At 64.7% G+C, this 17,374-nt stretch carries 17 protein-coding genes; 3 read left to right on the top strand and 14 right to left on the bottom strand.

All coding sequences use genetic code 11. The features are described 5' to 3' along the window. Window positions 1-5 precede the first annotated feature (5 nt). From ACXAG6_RS17115 to secG, 9 genes are all read right to left on the bottom strand, one after another. The gene (locus ACXAG6_RS17115) at window positions 6-890 is read right to left on the bottom strand and encodes an ABC transporter permease (RefSeq protein ID WP_475339042.1); all 885 of its coding nucleotides are present in this window, start codon (window positions 888-890) and stop codon (window positions 6-8) included. Between the two features lie 53 nt (window positions 891-943). Further along, window positions 944-1,681: a transporter substrate-binding domain-containing protein gene (locus tag ACXAG6_RS17110; protein WP_168223026.1), complete on the bottom strand. Its 738-nt coding sequence runs from the start codon at window positions 1,679-1,681 to the stop codon at window positions 944-946. A 43-nt stretch (window positions 1,682-1,724) separates the two neighbouring features. Then, window positions 1,725-2,474, bottom strand: coding sequence for a transporter substrate-binding domain-containing protein (locus tag ACXAG6_RS17105; protein ID WP_475339041.1), 750 nt, complete (start codon window positions 2,472-2,474; stop codon window positions 1,725-1,727). Then, window positions 2,474-3,253, bottom strand: a complete 780-nt coding sequence (locus ACXAG6_RS17100; protein ID WP_475339039.1) for an ABC transporter ATP-binding protein — start codon at window positions 3,251-3,253, stop codon at window positions 2,474-2,476. The genes ACXAG6_RS17105 and ACXAG6_RS17100 overlap by 1 nt, the downstream gene beginning before the upstream one ends. Window positions 3,254-3,360: 107 nt before the next feature. After that, complete coding sequence (locus ACXAG6_RS17095; protein WP_475339038.1) at window positions 3,361-4,107, bottom strand: substrate-binding domain-containing protein; 747 nt, start codon at window positions 4,105-4,107, stop codon at window positions 3,361-3,363. Between the two features lies 1 nt (window position 4,108). Further along, a complete protein-coding gene (locus ACXAG6_RS17090; protein WP_475339036.1) occupies window positions 4,109-4,549 on the bottom strand; it encodes a tellurite resistance TerB family protein in 441 nt (146 codons plus the stop codon). Between the two features lie 105 nt (window positions 4,550-4,654). Next, window positions 4,655-5,098, bottom strand: coding sequence for a tellurite resistance TerB family protein (locus ACXAG6_RS17085; protein ID WP_140015066.1), 444 nt, complete (start codon window positions 5,096-5,098; stop codon window positions 4,655-4,657). Between the two features lie 22 nt (window positions 5,099-5,120). Next, window positions 5,121-6,764 carry a CTP synthase gene (locus ACXAG6_RS17080; protein ID WP_475339035.1) on the bottom strand — a complete coding sequence of 548 codons (1,644 nt, stop codon included), beginning with the start codon at window positions 6,762-6,764 and terminating at the stop codon, window positions 5,121-5,123. Between the two features lie 234 nt (window positions 6,765-6,998). After that, entirely contained in the window at window positions 6,999-7,376 is a 378-nt protein-coding gene (gene secG, locus ACXAG6_RS17075; protein ID WP_475339033.1) for a preprotein translocase subunit SecG, read from the bottom strand. A 340-nt stretch (window positions 7,377-7,716) separates the two neighbouring features. Between secG and ACXAG6_RS17070 the strand changes: the two genes are divergently transcribed. Next, complete coding sequence (locus ACXAG6_RS17070) at window positions 7,717-9,012, top strand: adenylosuccinate synthase (protein ID WP_475339032.1); 1,296 nt, start codon at window positions 7,717-7,719, stop codon at window positions 9,010-9,012. Between the two features lie 14 nt (window positions 9,013-9,026). Beyond that, window positions 9,027-9,242 (top strand): DUF2842 domain-containing protein, encoded by a 216-nt coding sequence (locus ACXAG6_RS17065; RefSeq protein ID WP_140015061.1) that lies wholly within the window; start codon window positions 9,027-9,029, stop codon window positions 9,240-9,242. 190 nt (window positions 9,243-9,432) lie between these two features. Here ACXAG6_RS17065 and ACXAG6_RS17060 read toward each other — a convergent pair whose 3' ends face one another. Then, window positions 9,433-12,840 carry a hypothetical protein gene (locus ACXAG6_RS17060; RefSeq protein WP_475339031.1) on the bottom strand — a complete coding sequence of 1,136 codons (3,408 nt, stop codon included), beginning with the start codon at window positions 12,838-12,840 and terminating at the stop codon, window positions 9,433-9,435. A gap of 138 nt (window positions 12,841-12,978) precedes the next feature. Between ACXAG6_RS17060 and ACXAG6_RS17055 the strand changes: the two genes are divergently transcribed. Next, the gene (locus tag ACXAG6_RS17055) at window positions 12,979-13,659 is read left to right on the top strand and encodes a thiamine diphosphokinase (RefSeq protein WP_475339029.1); all 681 of its coding nucleotides are present in this window, start codon (window positions 12,979-12,981) and stop codon (window positions 13,657-13,659) included. Here ACXAG6_RS17055 and ACXAG6_RS17050 read toward each other — a convergent pair. The 4 genes from ACXAG6_RS17050 to ACXAG6_RS17035 form a co-directional block, all read right to left on the bottom strand. Beyond that, window positions 13,589-14,521: a DMT family transporter gene (locus ACXAG6_RS17050; RefSeq protein ID WP_140015058.1), complete on the bottom strand. Its 933-nt coding sequence runs from the start codon at window positions 14,519-14,521 to the stop codon at window positions 13,589-13,591. The genes ACXAG6_RS17055 and ACXAG6_RS17050 overlap by 71 nt on opposite strands. 51 nt (window positions 14,522-14,572) lie before the next feature. Next, entirely contained in the window at window positions 14,573-15,001 is a 429-nt protein-coding gene (locus ACXAG6_RS17045) for a YqaA family protein (protein WP_475339028.1), read from the bottom strand. Window positions 15,002-15,030: 29 nt separating this feature from the next. Beyond that, window positions 15,031-15,981 carry a murein L,D-transpeptidase catalytic domain-containing protein gene (locus tag ACXAG6_RS17040; protein ID WP_475339027.1) on the bottom strand — a complete coding sequence of 317 codons (951 nt, stop codon included), beginning with the start codon at window positions 15,979-15,981 and terminating at the stop codon, window positions 15,031-15,033. 246 nt (window positions 15,982-16,227) lie between these two features. Beyond that, window positions 16,228-17,358, bottom strand: a complete 1,131-nt coding sequence (locus ACXAG6_RS17035) for an alginate lyase family protein (protein ID WP_475339026.1) — start codon at window positions 17,356-17,358, stop codon at window positions 16,228-16,230. Between the last annotated feature and the right edge of the window lie 16 nt (window positions 17,359-17,374).

The raw sequence follows: 17,374 nt of genomic DNA, 5'->3' as shown, positions 1-17,374 counted from the left end.
CCCCGTCATGCGTTTGCCTTCCTCTGCGCTTCCCCGGCGGCCGTGGCCTGCCCGTGCGACAGCCGCGCATTCAGCCGCCGCAGCACGATCTCCGACACCCGGGTAAAGCACAGGTAAAACACCAGCAGCGCGAGGAAGTACCACATCCGCCAGTCGCCATGCGGGTACTCCGAAAACCGCGCCGTCTTGGTCCCGCCAAGCTCGCGCGCCCAGTAAACGATATCTTCAATCCCGAGCAAAAACAGCAGCGGCGTGGCCTTGATCAGCACCATCCACGTGTTGGAGAGGCCCGGCAGCGCAAACACCCACATCTGCGGCACCATCACCCGCCAGAAGGCTTGGCGCCGAGTCATGCCATAGGCCTCCGCCGTCTCCATCTGCGCACGCGGCACCGCCTTCATCGCGCCGAAAATCACGTTCGCGGCAAAAGCGCCGAAGACGATGGCAAAGGTAAGCACCGCGAGCAAAAAGCCATAGGTCTCATGCTGCCACTCGGGCGAGCTGCCCAGCGGCAGCTTGGCGGCGGGGCAAACCAGAAAGTCGCTGCCCTGCCGGATCGGCTCATCCCAATCGGGGCATTTGACCTTGTGGCGCATCCACTCGAAGCCCTGATCGAGCGCGATTACGAAAAAAAGGAAGAAGGCCACATCGGGCACGCCCCGGACCACCGAGATATAGCCCTTGCCGATCCAGCGCAGTGGCGCGATCAGCGAGCGGGCGGCCATGGCCCCCAGAAAGCCCATCAGCAGGGCAGAGGGCGCGGCCAGCGCAAGCAGCAGCAGCACCTTGCCGAAGGCCCAATAGAACGAAAAATGCACCCCCGTGGTGAGGTAGCAGCTCAGCCAGGTAAGTCCGGCGAGGCTTTCGGGATCGGTGCAATATTCAAACATCAAGAAAGCCCTGAAAGGCGGGCCCCGCGAAGGAGGCCCGCCAATGGGTCAGATCATTCGTAGGTCTTGGCGTCTTCGCCAAACCACTTGGTGATCATGGTGTTCAGCGTGCCGTCTTCCTTCATCGAGGCAATGGCCGCATCGAGCTTTTCCTTCAGCTCTGTGTCGCTCTCGCGCAGGCCCACGCCAACGCCACCGCCCAGCGGCACATCATCGCCCACGAACATCAGCTCGGCGTTCTCCTCGACCAGCGGCACGAGGTAGTCCTTGTCGGCAAAAACAGCATCGGCCTCACCGTTGCGCACGGCGGCCACGGTCTCTTCCGGGGTGGCAAACTCCAGCAGCGTGGCCCCGCCCTCGGCGATATGGGCCGCCTGAATGGTGGCGGTCTGCGCGGCAATCACGCCGCCCTCAAGGTCCACATCCTCGGACGCGGCGGCAAAGGCGCTGTCGCTCGGCGGGGTGTAGTTTTGCGTGAAGTCGATCACCTCATCACGCTCATCGGTGATGCTCATGCCGGCCATGATGATGTCGTAGTTGCCGGATACGAGGTTGGGGATGATGCTGTCCCAGTCGTTCTTGACCCACTCGCAGGTCAGCTCGGCGCGCACGCAAAGCTCGTCGCCCAGCTCCTTCTCGAAGCCGTCGATCTCGCCGGCATCATTGATGAAGTTGAACGGCGCATAGGCGCCCTCGGTGCCGATCCGCACCGTCATGGCGTGGCTTTCGGCAAAGGCTGCACCGGCCGTGAGGGCCATGGCTGTGCCCAGCGTCAGGATGGATTTCAACATGGTGTTTCTCCCGTTGGTCTTTGTTTTGCTTTCTTTCTTTCTTTCATTCCGTGCCGTCTCCGGCGAGGAACCACTTGTCGGCCATCGCGGCGATGCTGCCATCGGCAAGCATCTCTTCAATGGCAGAATCGAATGTCTGGCGCAGCGCCACGTCTTCCTTGCGGAAGGCGGCGGCGGTATCGCCCGAGGGGATGCCGAAGACATCGGCAATTTCCACATGGCCACCGCCGTTGCGCGCCACGCCCTCAAGGAAGGCCTGCGGCCCCAACACCTCATCGACCCGGTTGGCAAACAGCGCCTCCACCGCAGCCACCAGCGTCGGGTAGGTCGACACAGGGTAGCCCATCGCGCGCGCCCAGTCTTCATGGATGGTCGCGCCCTGAACGGCCACATGAGGCGCGTCCGAGGTGGAGCCGCCGCTGCGCACCAAAACCGCAGATGCCGCGTTACTTCCGCCCTCGTAGCCGGTTGAAAACGCCACCATCTGCGCCCGCTCGGTCGTGACGGCCATCCCGGCCATGACGACATCGTATTTACCGGCCACAAGGTTGGGCAGGATGGACTCCCAGTCGTTCACGACCCACTCGCAGTCCAGCTCGGCGCGGCGGCAGATCTCGTTGCCAAGCTCAATGTCAAAGCCGCGCAAGTCGCCCGCCCGGTCCCGGAAGGTGTAGGGCGGAAAGGCCCCCTCGGTGCCAATGCGCACATCCTGCGCTGCTGCCATCTCGCCCGCGCCAAGCCCGGTCACCAGCGCCAGCGCCACTGGCAGCGCCCATGCCACCCGCCGCATCATCAGGCCATCTCGCCGGAATGCGAAAGAAACTGCCGTAGACGGTCCGATTTGGGCGCCCCAAACAGCTCGCCCGGCGCGCCTTCTTCCTCCACCAAGCCTTTATGCAGAAACAGCACATGGTCGCTCACGTCGCGGGCCATGCGCATGTCGTGGGTGACAAGGATCATCGTGCGGCCCTCTTCGGCCAGCGCCTTGATCACCTTCACCACCTCCTGCTCCAGCTCCGGGTCCAACGCGCTGGTCGGCTCGTCAAATAGCAGCGCCTCCGGCTCCATCGCCAGCGCACGGGCAATCGCGGCCCGCTGCTGCTGCCCGCCCGAAAGCTGGGCCGGGTAGACATCGGCCTTGTCGCCAATGCCAACCTTCGCCAGATAGCCCCGCGCGGCGGCCTCCACCTCTGCCTTGTCGCGCTTCAGCACCGTCACCGGCGCTACCATCACGTTTTGCAGAATGGTCATGTGGGCCCAGAGGTTGAACTGCTGAAACACCATGCTGAGGTTGGTGCGAATGCGCAGCACCTGCTTGGCATCGGCAGGCCGCCGGCTCTGGCCCTCGCCCTTCCACCGCACCGCCTCGCCAGAAAACAGTATCTCGCCCTGCTGGCTGTCTTCCAGCAGGTTGGCGCAGCGCAGCAGGGTGGATTTGCCCGAGCCCGACGAGCCGATGAGCGAAACCACCTCACCCTTGCGGGCACACATACCAACGCCCTTGAGCACTTCAAGGCTGCCATAGGCCTTGTGCAGGCCTCTGATCTCGATAACGGGGTGCGGGTTGGACACGCTGTCTGGCACGGGGCCTCATATTGCCGGTTGCAAGCCCGGAGTAGGGCGCAGAATTTCTGCGATTGCAAGTTGGAAGGGCCTTGGTTTCCGCAGCGTTCGCTCGCTCAGGCGGCAGGTGCCTGCGGAATAGGCATGTCGAGATAAACCTTCGCCCCAAGCCGCACCGCCGCTTGCAATCCAAGGGTTTCGCGCGCTGGCGGGTCGAGAAGTTGCACCGCTTCCTCCACCGCCCCGGCGATTTCAGTGGCGTTCTGCCCCGGTGCGCAGATCAGCGGCAGCCCCGGCGTTGGCGCGGTGCGAAACCGCTCTTCGAGGGAGGCGGCGACCGGCTCCCAGCGCTCCAGCATCGCCCATGTCTGCGCGTCTATGCAGGCCCAGTCGGCCCGGCCTTCAGCGACAGCATGAGCCGAGTCGATATGCGCCCCGGTCGAAAGCACCCCGCTCGCCTGCGCCCGCCCGGCCTCGATCACCTCCCGCGCTGTGGCCCAGCCCGATTGCGAGTTGCGCGAGTTATAGGCCACCACGCCCTTCGGCGCGCCGCCGGGGCGGGTGACGACAACAGAATTGTAATAGCCCGCCGGACAGCCCGGCAGGGCGTGGTCGAGCGTGGTGACATAATCCACCTTGCCCCTCAGCCGCCCCCGGTAGGGCAGCGAGCAGGACTGGCCGAGGATCAAATCGGGCGATTCCCACAGGCTCCACAGGCTCTCGGGGGCCTCCAGCGCCTCTGGCAAATCATCGGCCAGAGCGGCCCCCCGGGCGATGAGGCCATCGCGGATGATACCCCAAAACAGGTTGAGCGCGGGCTCGGTCTCGGCCCGCAGATACATCGACAATCCGGCGCGGAGCATCCTAGCGCCGGGCCTCGGCGTTCTGGCGGGCAAAGTTGCTGTCGCGGTCGTTGACGCCCAGCAGGTTGGCGATGAGCCGCATCAGAGCGTCCTCCTCCTCGTCGCGGCGGCCATCGGCCAGCACCACGCGCCAGATGTCCTCAACCACCTTGCCACGCTGCTCCAGCGGCGTTGCGTCCTTGATCGCGCGGGTAAAGCGCACAGTGTCGGAGGCACCGGCCTCCAGCGCCTCGGCTTCGCGCAGCACCTCGGAGGCCTCGAAGGGCGAGCCGCCGATCCAGCGCTGGGTGATACCTCGGATCATGTCCTTCTCGCTGTCGGCATAATCCCCATCGGCGCGCGCAACGCGCACCAGAAGGGCAGGGAGGGCCACCTGCGGGTCCACGTCGCTTGGGGTGGTGTCGGTCTCGCCGGTCAGGCGCTTGATGAGGTCTGCAAACATGAGGTGAGATATAAAGTCCCCCGCTCGCGCTGCAAGCCGCTCCTCGGGGCGTCGCCTCCTCCTCGCAGCTGCGATGAGGACCGCAAGGGCCGAAGAGCTGCCTGCTCAGGGCAGGTAACGCGCCTCCAGCGCCGCCGCATCGGCCTCGGCCACCCCCAGCGCCCCGGACGCAAAGCCAATCATCTCGGCCTCTTCCGGCTTCTCCTCGCCATCGGCCATCACCACCTGCCACAGCGCATCAAGCACCTCGACCCGCTCGTTGTAGCTGACGGCATCGCGAATGAGGCCGGTAAACACCTCGGTCTCCGGCGCCTGATGCTCCAGCTTCTCCGCCGTCGCCCGCAGCTTGGCCGCCTCCACCGGATTCAACCCGAAGCGGGCGGCAAGAAACCTGTCAATCAACCCGATCTCGCTGGCCTGATAGGCATGGTCGCTCTTGGCCATTCGCACCAGCAGCGCCGCCAGCGCCAGCCGTGCATCCAGCTCCGGCAAAACCTCGCCATTGGCCTTCGCCGTCCCCGTTAACCGTTGCAGAAATTCCGTGAACATCAGCGCCCCCGCGTCCCTGTCGTCAAACCAACCGCGAATTCTCCACCGCCGCCCGCACGAAATCCGCAAACAGCGGGTGCGGCGCAAAGGGCTTGCTCTTCAGCTCGGGGTGAAACTGCACCCCGATAAACCACGGGTGGTCCTTCACCTCCACGATCTCGGGCAGGCGGCCATCCGGGCTCATCCCTGCAAAGGCCAGCCCACTCTCCTCAAGCTGCTCCTTATAGGCAATGTCCACCTCGTAGCGGTGGCGGTGGCGCTCGTCGATCGCAGTCTTGCCGTAAATCTCGGCCACCTTGCTGCCGCCCTTCAGCACCGCGTCATAGGCCCCCAGCCGCATGGTGCCGCCCTTGGCATCGGTCTTCTTGCGCTTCACCTTCTCGTTGCCCTGTACCCACTCCTTGAGGTGGTAGACAACCGGCTCAAAGCGCTTCTTCCCGGCCTCGTGGTCAAACTCCTCGCTGCCGGCCTTCTCTAGCCCGGCGAGGTTGCGCGCGGCCTCGATCACGGCCATCTGCATGCCGAGGCAAATGCCGAGGTAGGGCACCTTCCGCTCACGGGCGAACTGCGCCGCCTTGATCTTGCCTTCCGTTCCGCGCTCACCAAAACCGCCCGGCACGAGGATCGCGTGGAAGCCCTCCAGATGCGGCGCGGCATCCTCGCGGTCAAACAGCTCGGCATCGACCCATTCGATCTTCACCTTCACCCGGTTCGCCATGCCACCATGGGTCAGCGCCTCGGCGATGGACTTATAGGCATCTTCCAACTGGGTGTATTTGCCGACGATGGCCACCTTCACCTCGCCGTCGGTCTTGTGGATGCGGTCATAGACATCCTCCCAGCGGCTGAGGTTTGGGCGCGGGGCAGGGGAGATTTGGAAGGCATCCAGCACCGCCTGATCCAGCCCTTCCCGGTGATAGGCCAGCGGTGCTTCGTAGATGCTCTTGAGGTCGGGCGCGGCGATCACCGATTCCGGGCGCACGTTGCAGAACAGCGCCAGCTTCTCGCGCTCCTTCTGCGGAATGGCCCCCTCGCCACGGCAGACAAGGATGTCGGGCGCGAGGCCGATGGAGCGCAGCTCTTTCACCGAGTGCTGCGTTGGCTTGGTTTTCAGCTCGCCGCTGGCCTTGATGAAGGGCAGCAGGGTGAGATGCATGAAAATGCACTGCCCGCGCGGCTTGTCCTGCGCAAACTGGCGGATCGCCTCGAAGAACGGCAAGCCCTCGATGTCCCCCACCGTGCCGCCGATCTCGCAAAGCATGAAGTCCACCTCATCCTCGCCGATGGAGATGAAATCCTTGATCTCGTTGGTGACGTGCGGAATGACCTGAATGGTCTTGCCGAGGTAGTCGCCTCGGCGCTCCTTCTCCAGCACGTTCGAGTAGATCCGCCCGGAGCTGACCGAGTCCGTCTGCCTCGCCGCAACCCCGGTGAAGCGCTCATAGTGGCCAAGGTCGAGGTCGGTCTCGGCACCATCGTCGGTCACGAAAACCTCGCCATGCTCAAACGGGCTCATCGTGCCCGGATCGACGTTCAGGTAAGGGTCCAGCTTGCGCAGCCGCACCGAGTAGCCCCGTGCCTGAAGCAGCGCGCCCATGGCCGCCGAGGCGAGGCCCTTGCCGAGCGAAGAGACCACACCGCCGGTGATGAAAATAAATCGTGCCATGTGGTGTGGGGCTCCCGTGTATTCGCCTTGAAATGCGCTGCGGCGTGGCCTCAAACCACGCTGCATCACGGGATTTGAGATATAGAAGATTCGCGGACCAAAGTCCACACGCGCCGCAACATGATGTTGAGCTTTGTCGGGTTGCCCCAACGTCTTGTAGGTTGATGGTTAGGGCGCTGGTTCCACCCCTTGAGGTGGGCGCCATTACAGCCCCTTTGGCCGGGGCGGGCCGCCTCAGTCGGCGGCTTGGGGCACCAGCGGCGCGTCGCCATCCGCAGAGGGCGGCAGCAGGTCTTCGCCTGCGGGCAGCGCGCCCTCATCGGCAGGGGCGTCTTGCGTGCCGGTGTCGGTGACGCGGTCCACAACCGAGGAAGAGCCCGCATCGGCCGCAGCCAGCACGGTGAGCGCAATGGAGGTGCAGATGAAGCCGATGGCAAAGATCCATGTCAGCTTGGCCATGGCCGTGGCCGCCGCGCGTCCGGTCATCACACCGCCGCCGCCACCGCCGCCACCACCCATCGAGCCCATGCCGCCCTCGGAGCGCTGAAGCAGCACCACGCCGATCAGGCAAAGTGCCAGAATCAGGTGGACGATGAGGATGACATTTTCCATGAAGCTTTCCCGCGTGGTTCGGCGGGGTATCTAATCCGTCCGGCCCCACGCCGCAACCCCTCGCCGCCCCTGCTTGCCTGCGCCGCCCATGCCTTTTTTCTCCCCCGCGCGTGATGCCCGGGCCATCGCCGCGCAGTAGGGCGGCGCAACCGAGGTGACGCAGGCCGCCCCTGCGCGCTTGGAGCGCAGCCCGCATCGGCGCAGGCGCTCAGGGTGGCCACGCGCAACGCCCGCGCCAGCCGCTTGTTCAAGGCCCCGCGCGGGCTGCGGCATATTTGAGGTTTCGCCGCCCCGCCCGCCCCGATATACGGGCGCGGGCTTCCAATGCAGGAGATTAATCATGGCAAACGTTGTCGTCGTCGGCGCCCAATGGGGTGACGAAGGAAAAGGCAAGATCGTCGACTGGCTCTCGGAGCGGGCCGATGTGATCTGCCGCTTCCAAGGCGGGCACAACGCGGGCCATACGCTGGTGATCGACGGTGAGGTGTTCAAGCTGCACGCGCTGCCCTCGGGCGTGGTGCGCAAGGGCAAGCTCTCGGTCATCGGCAATGGCGTGGTGCTCGATCCGTGGCACCTGCTGAAAGAGATCGGCACCATCCGCAACCAAGGCGTCGAGATCACCCCCGAAACCCTGATGATCGCCGAGAACACGCCGCTCATCCTGCCCTTCCACGGCGAACTCGACCGCGCCCGCGAAGAGGCGGCGAGCAAGGGCACCAAGATCGGCACCACCGGCCGTGGCATCGGCCCGGCCTATGAGGATAAAGTGGGCCGCCGGGTGATCCGCGTGGCCGACCTTGCCGACGCCGCGACGCTGGAGGCCCGCGTGGACCGGGCGCTTCAGCACCACAACCCGCTCCGCAAAGGGCTGGGCGTGGAGGAGATCGACCGCGAGGCGCTTCTGGCCCAACTCAAAGAGATTGCGCCGGGCATCCTCGAATACGCCGCCCCCGTCTGGAAGGTGCTCTCCGAGAAGCGCAAGGCGGGCAAGCGCATCCTCTTCGAGGGCGCACAGGGCGCGCTGCTGGATATCGACTTCGGCACCTATCCCTTCGTCACCTCCTCCAACGTGATCGCTGGGCAGGCGGCCACCGGCGCGGGCATGGGACCCGGCGCGGTGGATTACGTGCTCGGCATCGTGAAGGCCTATACCACCCGCGTGGGTGAGGGGCCCTTCCCGACGGAGCTGCACGATGACGACGGCCAGCGGCTGGGCGAGCGCGGCCACGAGTTTGGCACCACAACCGGGCGCAAGCGCCGCTGCGGCTGGTTCGATGCCGCGCTGGTACGCCAGACCTGCGCGATCTCGGGCATCAACGGCATCTGCCTGACCAAGCTCGACGTGCTCGACGGCTTCGACACGCTGAAAATCTGCGTGGGCTATGAGCTTGACGGCAAGACGCTCGATTACCTGCCCACCGCCGCCGACGAACAGGCCCGCTGCACGCCGGTCTACGAGGAAATGCCGGGCTGGTCGGAGAGCACCGAAGGCGCCCGCTCGTGGAACGATCTTCCGGCGGGGGCGATCAAATACGTCAAGCGGGTGGAAGAGCTGATCGGCTGCCCCGTGGCGCTGCTCTCCACCTCGCCGGAGCGCGAAGATACCATCCTCGTCACCGACCCCTTCGCGGATTGAGGAGGGCGGGGCACATGGCACTCAGCTACAAGGCACGGCGGCGCTGGTCTTTGGTCATCCTGCTGATCGGTCTGCCGGCCTACATCGCCTTCGCATGGTGGCTGACAAGCCTGCTGCCCGACCTGCCGGTGCTGGTCGAGCTGCTGGTCTTCGTGGTGCTCGGCGTGGCCTGGACGATCCCGGTGCGCAAGGTCTTCTACGGAGTCGGCAAGGACGACCCCGACGCCTGAACCAAGGCACGCCGCACCCGGCGCGGGGCTGCTGTTTGATCGCGCGCCCTCGCGGGCGCATTCCATCTATTGCCAGTCGCCCGGCCTTGCGGTTGCGCGCCAATTCCAACCACCGCACATGAAAAGGCGGGGCGCGCCACTTTGGCCGCCCCGCCCAAACTCTTAACCCGACGTTGCGCGGGCTGAAGCCTCAGAGCATCGCCCGGCGCTGCTCCTGCGTATAGCGGGAAGTTTGAGAAAGCGTGAACTGGCCGCGGCTCAGCTTGCGGATCTTGCCCTGGCGGAGAAGCTGGCCAAAGCTGCGCAGGCTGTCCTCGCGAGTAAAGCTCTCAACTTTGCCCAGTTCGGCCACCTGCTGCATGATCTGCGGGTGCGAGAAGTGGCCGCTGCCCTGCACGTAGGAGGTATAGGCCGCCGCACATTCCAGCAGGTCTTCCAGACCCTTGGCCCCCATCTTCTCGGAGAATTCCTCGAAGTTGGCGCAATCGGCGAAGATGCCGCTTGCTTCAGCGTCGGTCTTCACCATCTCGCCGGTGCTCTCGGGCTGCTCGGCAACGGCATCGAGGGTGCGCTCGGTCACGCGACGCGGACGAACAGGGGTGACGCGGCTTGCAGCCGCCTCGGCCTCAGCCTTTCCGGCCTCGTCGCTGCGCTGCTCGGTGACCAGCATCAGCGGCGTGGTCGCGCGCGGGCGGCGGGTTTCGGCCTTGCGCAGCACGGGGCGGCGCGGACGGGCCGGGGTGGCCGGTGCCGGTTCGGCGCTTTCCTTGGCCTCGGTTTCCGCAGCCTCCGGGGCAGATGCCTCTTCCACGGGGGCCTCGACCGGCGCTTCAGCTTCCACCGAAGGCACCGCCTCGGCCGTCACCTCAACCTCGGTTTTCACCGGTTTGGGGCCTGCGGCCTCTTCGGCCTCCAGAGGGGTGGCATCGCTTTGCGTCGGCGCATCCTGCTCGCGCAGCGGGCGCACCACCGAAGCGAGGTCGTCCCGATAAACGCGGGCATCGTCGTCACCCTCGTTCAGGCGGTCGCCCTCGGCCTTGGTCGCGGCCACTGCGGCCTTGAGATGCGCGATGGCCGACCGGCGACGCTCCATCTCGGGGCCACGCAGCTTGCCTTCGGTTTCGCTCATCAAGCGGTCCATGCGGGCGTCGGCCTGCTCGGTCTCGACAATGCGGTCGCGGCGGAACCGGGCAGCCTCATAGCGCGCTTCGCTTTTGGCTTCGGCAGCCATCTGGGCCACAAGGTTTTCAACGCCCGTGTCCGTCTGGTCTGCTTCCGGCTCGCTGGCCTCTGCTTCCGTCGGCGCGTCTGCCTCGGCAGCCTCCGGCGCGTCCTCGGCTTCGAGCGCCTCGGGTGCGTCTTCGGTCTCCGAATGCTCGGCAGTTTCCGCAGCTTCCTCCGCCTCAGCAGCCTCAACCGGCACTTCCGGCTCTTCGAGGTCGATCACCTGCGAAGCCAGCTCTTCCAGCGCCTCGGGGGCCATCTCGTCGCCCTCGGGCGCATCTTCGGCCTCCGCAACGGGCTCGGCGTCTACCGTCACCTCCTCGGCAGGGGCCTCGGCCTCTTCCTCGGGCGCAGCGTCCTGCATTTTCGGCTCGGCAGCCTCGCCGCTCAGCTCCTGCTCAACGGCAGCGAGCTCGGCCAGAAGGTCGGCCTCGGCTTCCGGGGTCAGGCTGCTTTCGCCTTCAATCGCAGGCGCGGTTTCTGCGGGCGTGGCTTCAGCCGTCTCTTCGGCCTCTTCCTCAGCCGGTGCGTCACGGCGCAAGCCGATGGCAGCCAGGGCGGAGGCCATGGCCGACCGCTTGACCTTGATCACCCGCGTGCGGCGCGGCGCAGCGGCCTCGGCGCTCTCTTCCGGGATCTCGGGCTGGGCGTCAGCCTTGGCGCGTTCTTCGCCAGATTGGGCCTCGGCCTCCTCCGTCGTTTTCAGCGCACCAAAGCCATAGTCTTCTTCAGAGAGCGCACCGATGACATCGGCCATATCGACCTCGCCATCTTCAGTCGCACCCTCAGCAGGCGCGGCCTCAGCGGCCTCTTCGGCAGGTGCCTCCTCTGCAGCCTCTGCATCTTCGGCCACGGCCTCCTCGGTGGACGCCTCCGCCTCGGCATCAAAGCCTGCAAGCACATCATCAAAGTCACCGGTAGCCGCTTCGGCCTCCGCAGGGGCTTCCTCAGCCTCAGCCACGTCCTCGGCAGGGGCTTCTTCAGCCGCAACCTCAGTTACGTCTTCAGCAGGAGCTTCTTCAGCCGCAGCCTCAGCCACGTCTTCGGCAGGTGCTTCCTCAGCCGCAGCTTCAGCCACGTCCTCGGCAGGTGCTTCCTCAGCCTCAGCCTCAGCCACGTCTTCGGCAGGGGCTTCTTCAGCCGCAACCTCAGCCACGTCTTCGGCAGGTGCTTCTTCAGCCGCAACCTCAGTTACGTCTTCGGTAGGCGCTTCCTCAGCCGCAGCCTCAGCCACGTCTTCGGCAGGTGCTTCTTCAGCCGCAACCTCAGCCACGTCTTCGGCAGGTGCTTCTTCAGCCGCAACCTCAGCTACGTCTTCAGCAGGAGCTTCTTCAGCCGCAGCCTCAGCCACGTCTTCGGCAGGTGCTTCCTCAGCCGCAGCCTCAGCCACGTCCTCGGCAGGCGCTTCCTCAGTCGCAGCCACAGCCATGTCCTCAGCGGGGGCTGCCTCAGCCTCAGCAACCTCTTCGCTATCCGCAAGCGATGCCAGAACGGCCTCGGTGGTCTCATCGGTCTCGGGTGCAGCCTCTTCGGCAGCTTCTGCAGTCTCTTCCTGCAGGTCGCCAGCGTCTTCAACCGGGGCGGCCAGCGGGGCGGTGGGGAACTCTTCCGCCATGCCCTCGGCAAGATCCTCGCTCACCGGCGCATCTTCCGCCAGGAAGGCCTGGGGCACATCCTCTTCAAAGCTCTCCGGCTGCAAGGCCTCGCTCACGGCGGGGGCGCTGTTCACCACGGCGCGGATGCGCGCCAGCTTGGCGGCCACGCTGTCAGGTGCGGCGGCAGCAGCAGGGGCCGGCAGATCAGCATAGGGATCGTCCGCATCCAGCACCGAAAGCGGCTCAACCTCAACCTCCGACGCGGGCTTGGTCTTGGCCTTCCCCTTCGCCTTGGATTTGGAGCGCGACTTGGCCTTACCCTTGGACTTGCCCTTTGCCTTCGGGGCCTCGGCCACCTCCGGCTCGGCGTGTTCGTCTTCGGCAGAAGCCTCGATGTCGGTGCTAGGTTCAACTACACCCGAAGGAGCAGCCTCCTCGGCGTCAGCCTCACCGGCCTCCGCCTGTTCGTCAGCGGCAACCCGGTCGGCGGGTGCTTCAACGGCCGCCACAGCGGCCCCGGCCCCTTCGGCCGCGCGCAGCAGGATGCCCGTATCCGAAACCTGCGCCTCGACCCGGCGGGAAATCTCCTTTTCGGCGATCCGCTGAAGCATGTCAGCGTCCGGCGTGGGCGGCTCTGCGCCAAAGTACCTGTCGTCGGCGGCAAGGTCGCGGAAATACTCCGCAATTGCCTTCATCGTGCCGAAAGAGTCATCAAACCCTTCCAGCGTGCACGAAAAGGTGCCGTAGGACACCGTCAGAATCTTGCTCGATCCGATCATCTGTGTGCTCGCTTTCTCATAGCCCAGCGGGGTCTGTTTACCACGTATTGGTTCGAGAGAAGCAACAGACTGGGGAATTTTCGGGTATGATAATTGGGCTTCATTGTGACCACGGGGGAAACCGGGCATACCCTTCGCATGGCGCAAATCCTCATCGATTCACCAGATATTATTACCCTTTTGGGTGGTGGAGAGGTTAACGACCACCGCCTTAATGCAGCCTTAATCCGAGCCCCCCGGCTGGTGGCCGCCGATGGCGGGGCCGATGCGGCGCTGGCGAGAGGGTTAACGCCCGAGGCGGTGATCGGCGATTTCGACAGTCTGAGCGCCGAGGCCCGCGCCAGCCTGCCGCCCGAAACCCTGCACCACGTTGCGGAGCAGGACAGTACCGATTTCGAGAAGGTGCTGCAAAGGGTGCGGGCGCCGATGCTTCTGGCGGTGGGCTTCCTCGGGCGGCGGCTTGATCACCAGCTTGCTGCCTTGAGCGCCCTCGTGCGCCACGCCGCGCGCCCCTGCCTTCTGCTCGGCGCCGATGACATCGCCTTTGCCGCGCCGCCGGAGATCGCGCTCGACCTTCCGGTGGGCAGCCGCCTGTCGCTCTACCCTCTGGCTCCTGTGACGGGCCGCTCGGAAGGGTTGGAGTGGCCCATCGAGCGCCTCGCTTTTGCGCCCTCGGGGCAGATCGGCACCTCTAACCGGGTCACAGGCCCGGTGCGCCTCAGCTTCGATGCGCCGGGGATGGTGGTGATCACGCCGCCGGAGGCGCTGGACGCTCTGCTGGAAGGCTTTGCCGCCCTGCCACCTGCTCGCGCCAGATGATGTAAAGCCCGGCGCAGATCGTCACGCCGATTCCGGCCAGTGCGAGCCCATCGGGGAACTCCTTGAAGATCAGCCAGCCGATAAGGGTGGAGAACGGGATTTCGAGATATTGCATCGGCGCCAGCGTGGCCGTGGGCGCATGGCGCAGGCTCCATGTCATCAGCAAATGCGCCGTGGTGCCGATGCAGCCCATCGCCGCGATCAACACCCATGTGCGCGGGGCAGGGGCGATCACGTCAAACTCCGCCCACCAGCTGCCGTCCGCAATCAGCAGCAGCGGCGCCAGCAGCGCGGTGCCCATCAGCCCGCTCACCGATTGCATTGCAACCGGGTCCACCTCGGCCCGCATCATCCGCGTGACCAGCATGAAAAAAGAGAAGTTCACCGCCACCAGCACCGGCAACAGCGCCGCCCAGCCAACCTCCACAAAGGAGGGCTGGATCACCATGCAGGTGCCGGCAAAGCCCACCGCGCAGGCCGTCAAACGCCGCACGCCCACCTCCTCGCCCAAAAAGAACCAGCCAAGCAGCAGCATGAAGAAGGGCATCACGAAAGCGATGGCCACCGCATCGGCCAGCGGCAAAAACCGCAGGGAGAGAAACATCGACCCGATCCCGACGATATGCAGCACCGTGCGCAGCGCGGTAAACCCCAGCGCCCGCCGGCTCATCCGCAGCGTGCCGCCCGCCAGCAGCACGATTGGCACGAGGATCAGCGCCTGAATCGCAAAGCGAAAGAACACCAGCTGGCTCAGCGGCACATGCCCGCCCAGCAGCTTGGCCACACTGTCGCCCAAGGGTGCCAGAAGGCAAAACCCCAGCATGAGCGTGATACCAAGAAGCGGGCGATCAGCCTGTTGCATGACGGAGTCATATGTCTCCCGGCCCGCCCGGGCAAGGGGCCGCGGCCCCGCCTAAATCCACGCGAGCGCCGCAGCCACCACAGCAAGGTAACGCCCCGCCTTGGCGAGGGTGACGATCAGCAAAAAGCTCGGCAGGGGCTCCCGCAGCACCCCCGCCACCACCGTCAGCGGGTCACCGATAAAAGGCACCCAACTCGCCAGCAGGCTCCAGCGGCCCCAACGGAGATACACCGCCTCGGCCCGCGCCATCCCCTTGCGCGACACCGGAAACCACCGCCTGTCCTGAAACCGCCGCAGGAACCGACCGCAATGCCAGTTCACCACTGAGCCCAGCACGTTGCCCACCGTGGCGACGCCAAGCAGGAGCGGCACCGGAAGGGCAGGGTCCGTGACCAGATAGGCCAGCACCAACTCCGACTGCGCCGGCAGCAGCGTGGCCGCGACGAACGCCGCGAGGAACAGGCTGAGATAGGGGGGCATGCGCGCTCGGGCGTTTGTTCATCCGTGGCTCACTGGCAAATCGGCAGTTCGCGCGGCTCCGTCTTTGGCAGCGACCGGCGCCAGCGGTTGATCACCGGCTGCAACTTGCGCTTGGGCCAGAAACGCGGCGCACCGATCTCCCGCAGGCAGGCGCTGTTCCAATACAGCCCCGCATCCGCCAACGAGGCCCGCGCTTTCACCGCCCTCGCCACCGCGTCGATGTCGCGCCCCTCGGGGTAGATATAGAGCGTCGTCGGGCTCTTCTCGACCAGCCGCAAAATCTCCCGCGTCGCTTCGCCTGACCATGTGGTGCAGCCATTGCTCCGCCCGCCGGTATAATCCACCAGCCGCCCTACAGGCACATAGCCCTCCTCATCGGCATAGGGGCTTCTTGGCATCTGCATCCGGCATTGCCACTTCACAAAAACCGCCTGATGCCCGCCAATCGCCCGCTCCCGCGCGTTCGAGGTTTCCCCGCGCCCGTCAAACAGCAGGAAGGTGCGATGAAACGGCACCAGCTTGCCCGACTGCCGGATGTAGCCCTTAAAAGAGGTCCGCGTCTCGGCGGTCACGTACTCGCCCCCCATCGTCAGCTTCGAGCCTTCCGCATTGCTGAAATGCCGCGCGCACTGCCGCCCATTGGCGAAATTCGCCTGCTGCAGCTTACGCCCGTTGCCATGCCCCGACGAGACAGCCCGAAACACCTGCTGCTTCTCGCAGATAATGTAATACCGCCCCGACCCGCCGGGCCGCGTGGCATCCTTCGCCATGTAACAGGGGTTGCGCACCTCGCGTCGCTTCACCCGCTCTTGGTAGAGCGCCCGCGCCCGGCTGAGCACCACAGGCGCAATCTGCCCTTCGCCGGTGCCGACATGGGGAGCCAGCCAGCCGGGAATCCCTGATTGTGCCGCGGATGGGCCGGGTGCTGCGCCACTCAGGGCGAAGATTAGGGCCGCGAAAATGCGCATTCTGCGTCTCATGAGGAACCTCCTGCTCGGTGGGCCTTGGAGGAAGGGTAGCATGAGGAGGGGCGGGGAGGGGAGGGGGGATGGGGTTTGGTCGCGAGGTAATGGCCAAGGTCGGCTTTGCGCACTCTACAGACCTTTGTGCCCTTCAAGGCGCGAAATCATCTCACGGCTGAGTTGCAGCCCGCACGCTCGAGACGAGGCTGAACCATTCCTTGGAAAACCGTTCAGCGCTCAGGTTCTATTATGAGCTTCTTCCCATCAGCCAAAGATGCACCATGTGTCCAATCCAAGATGATAGCTAAAGGCCCCACTTTGGGCGCGTCGTGTGAGGCGCGCAAAAGCCTTCGTTTCTGGCCTATTCGGGAACTTACTCCGATAGATCGGAAACCAGGCTTGATAATGCTGATGTTGCAGTGCGCGCTTGTGGCGCGCCAGGGAGAAGGGGTTATTACTATAACGCCGCCCCTCGACCCCCAAGTTGCGTTTGCTGAACTTGTGCATCAAGTTGCGGTTGGTCGGGTCCGCCATGCTGCTCACGTAGAAGCGGACAGGGTCATGGATGCTTTGCCCGTTTCGGTTTGTATAGGCCCAAAGCCTGCCCCCTCGCCGCGCATCCAGGTCCGCGATCGCAACGAGATGGCTTAGGGCATGGGGGTAGTAGGTCCAGCTATAGGCCCCCCGAACCGCTTCGCGCCACAGCGCGCCTTCATTCGACAGGTCATCTATCGCGTATTTGTACAGCTTCTTACCGCGGGCTATGTCTGAAGAGCGGCCGGTCAGAATGCCCATAAGCATCCGAACATGCTGGACACCATAGGTGTGGTTCTGGCACCCGAAGGGGTCTTTATCCGGCTTGCCTTTCGTCGCGCCTTTGCAGTCTTTCATACCGTAGTAGAACTTCGACTTATAGCTCGACAAACCGACGCGTTTGCTGATCGGCGCCAGCAAGGACTTTTTGGTTTGCCGGTCGAGGCGACCGGTCTCATCCAGCGCCAAGACAGCATAGGCCATTAGCAGCAAATGGTCTGTGTGTAAAAGGTTGGCCGTCGAGTTCTTCGATACTCTTGTCGCGTAGTTCGTTGAATTAATTCTGTTCAACAGGCCCACAAGATGCCCGAAAGCCTGCGCGTCAGAGGGCCTTTGCGCCACGGCAGAAGTCGCGCTCAGCAGCGCCGGGTTCACCCGGTCATTAAAAAAACCTTCATCGTCACTGACCGCCTTTGCCGCGTTCAGCCGTGCCGTGCTAAGGTTTGCAAACCGCTGCGCAACACGTGCGCGATTGCTACAATAGCCTGCGGCGGATCTCCTTTTGGGCAGATAGCTTTGGCTGTAAGCTGCGGTTGTCATGCATGATGCAATCGCTCCAAGAATTAAGCTGCGACGTTCCAATTCTATTCTCCGTAAA

It is taken from the genome of Vannielia sp. ABF1_015 (assembly GCF_056160745.1).
The sequence above is the reverse complement of the archived record's forward strand: the minus strand, read 5'-3'. Positions and strand labels throughout refer to the sequence as shown.

What these genes read in the sequence shown, in the direction of transcription:
- ACXAG6_RS17105 (WP_475339041.1), bottom strand. Translation starts at nt 2,474, where the DNA reads ATGATGCGGCGGGTGGCATGGGCGCTGCCAGTGGCGCTGGCGCTGGTG.
- ACXAG6_RS17045 (WP_475339028.1), bottom strand. Translation starts at nt 15,001, where the DNA reads ATGCCCCCCTATCTCAGCCTGTTCCTCGCGGCGTTCGTCGCGGCCACG.
- ACXAG6_RS17090 (WP_475339036.1), bottom strand. Translation starts at nt 4,549, where the DNA reads ATGTTTGCAGACCTCATCAAGCGCCTGACCGGCGAGACCGACACCACC.
- secG (WP_475339033.1), bottom strand. Translation starts at nt 7,376, where the DNA reads ATGGAAAATGTCATCCTCATCGTCCACCTGATTCTGGCACTTTGCCTG.
- ACXAG6_RS17080 (WP_475339035.1), bottom strand. Translation starts at nt 6,764, where the DNA reads ATGGCACGATTTATTTTCATCACCGGCGGTGTGGTCTCTTCGCTCGGC.
- ACXAG6_RS17060 (WP_475339031.1), bottom strand. Translation starts at nt 12,840, where the DNA reads ATGATCGGATCGAGCAAGATTCTGACGGTGTCCTACGGCACCTTTTCG.
- ACXAG6_RS17070 (WP_475339032.1), top strand. Translation starts at nt 7,717, where the DNA reads ATGGCAAACGTTGTCGTCGTCGGCGCCCAATGGGGTGACGAAGGAAAA.
- ACXAG6_RS17095 (WP_475339038.1), bottom strand. Translation starts at nt 4,107, where the DNA reads ATGCTCCGCGCCGGATTGTCGATGTATCTGCGGGCCGAGACCGAGCCC.
- ACXAG6_RS17115 (WP_475339042.1), bottom strand. Translation starts at nt 890, where the DNA reads ATGTTTGAATATTGCACCGATCCCGAAAGCCTCGCCGGACTTACCTGG.
- ACXAG6_RS17065 (WP_140015061.1), top strand. Translation starts at nt 9,027, where the DNA reads ATGGCACTCAGCTACAAGGCACGGCGGCGCTGGTCTTTGGTCATCCTG.
- ACXAG6_RS17085 (WP_140015066.1), bottom strand. Translation starts at nt 5,098, where the DNA reads ATGTTCACGGAATTTCTGCAACGGTTAACGGGGACGGCGAAGGCCAAT.
- ACXAG6_RS17050 (WP_140015058.1), bottom strand. Translation starts at nt 14,521, where the DNA reads ATGCAACAGGCTGATCGCCCGCTTCTTGGTATCACGCTCATGCTGGGG.
- ACXAG6_RS17040 (WP_475339027.1), bottom strand. Translation starts at nt 15,981, where the DNA reads ATGAGACGCAGAATGCGCATTTTCGCGGCCCTAATCTTCGCCCTGAGT.
- ACXAG6_RS17110 (WP_168223026.1), bottom strand. Translation starts at nt 1,681, where the DNA reads ATGTTGAAATCCATCCTGACGCTGGGCACAGCCATGGCCCTCACGGCC.
- ACXAG6_RS17055 (WP_475339029.1), top strand. Translation starts at nt 12,979, where the DNA reads ATGGCGCAAATCCTCATCGATTCACCAGATATTATTACCCTTTTGGGT.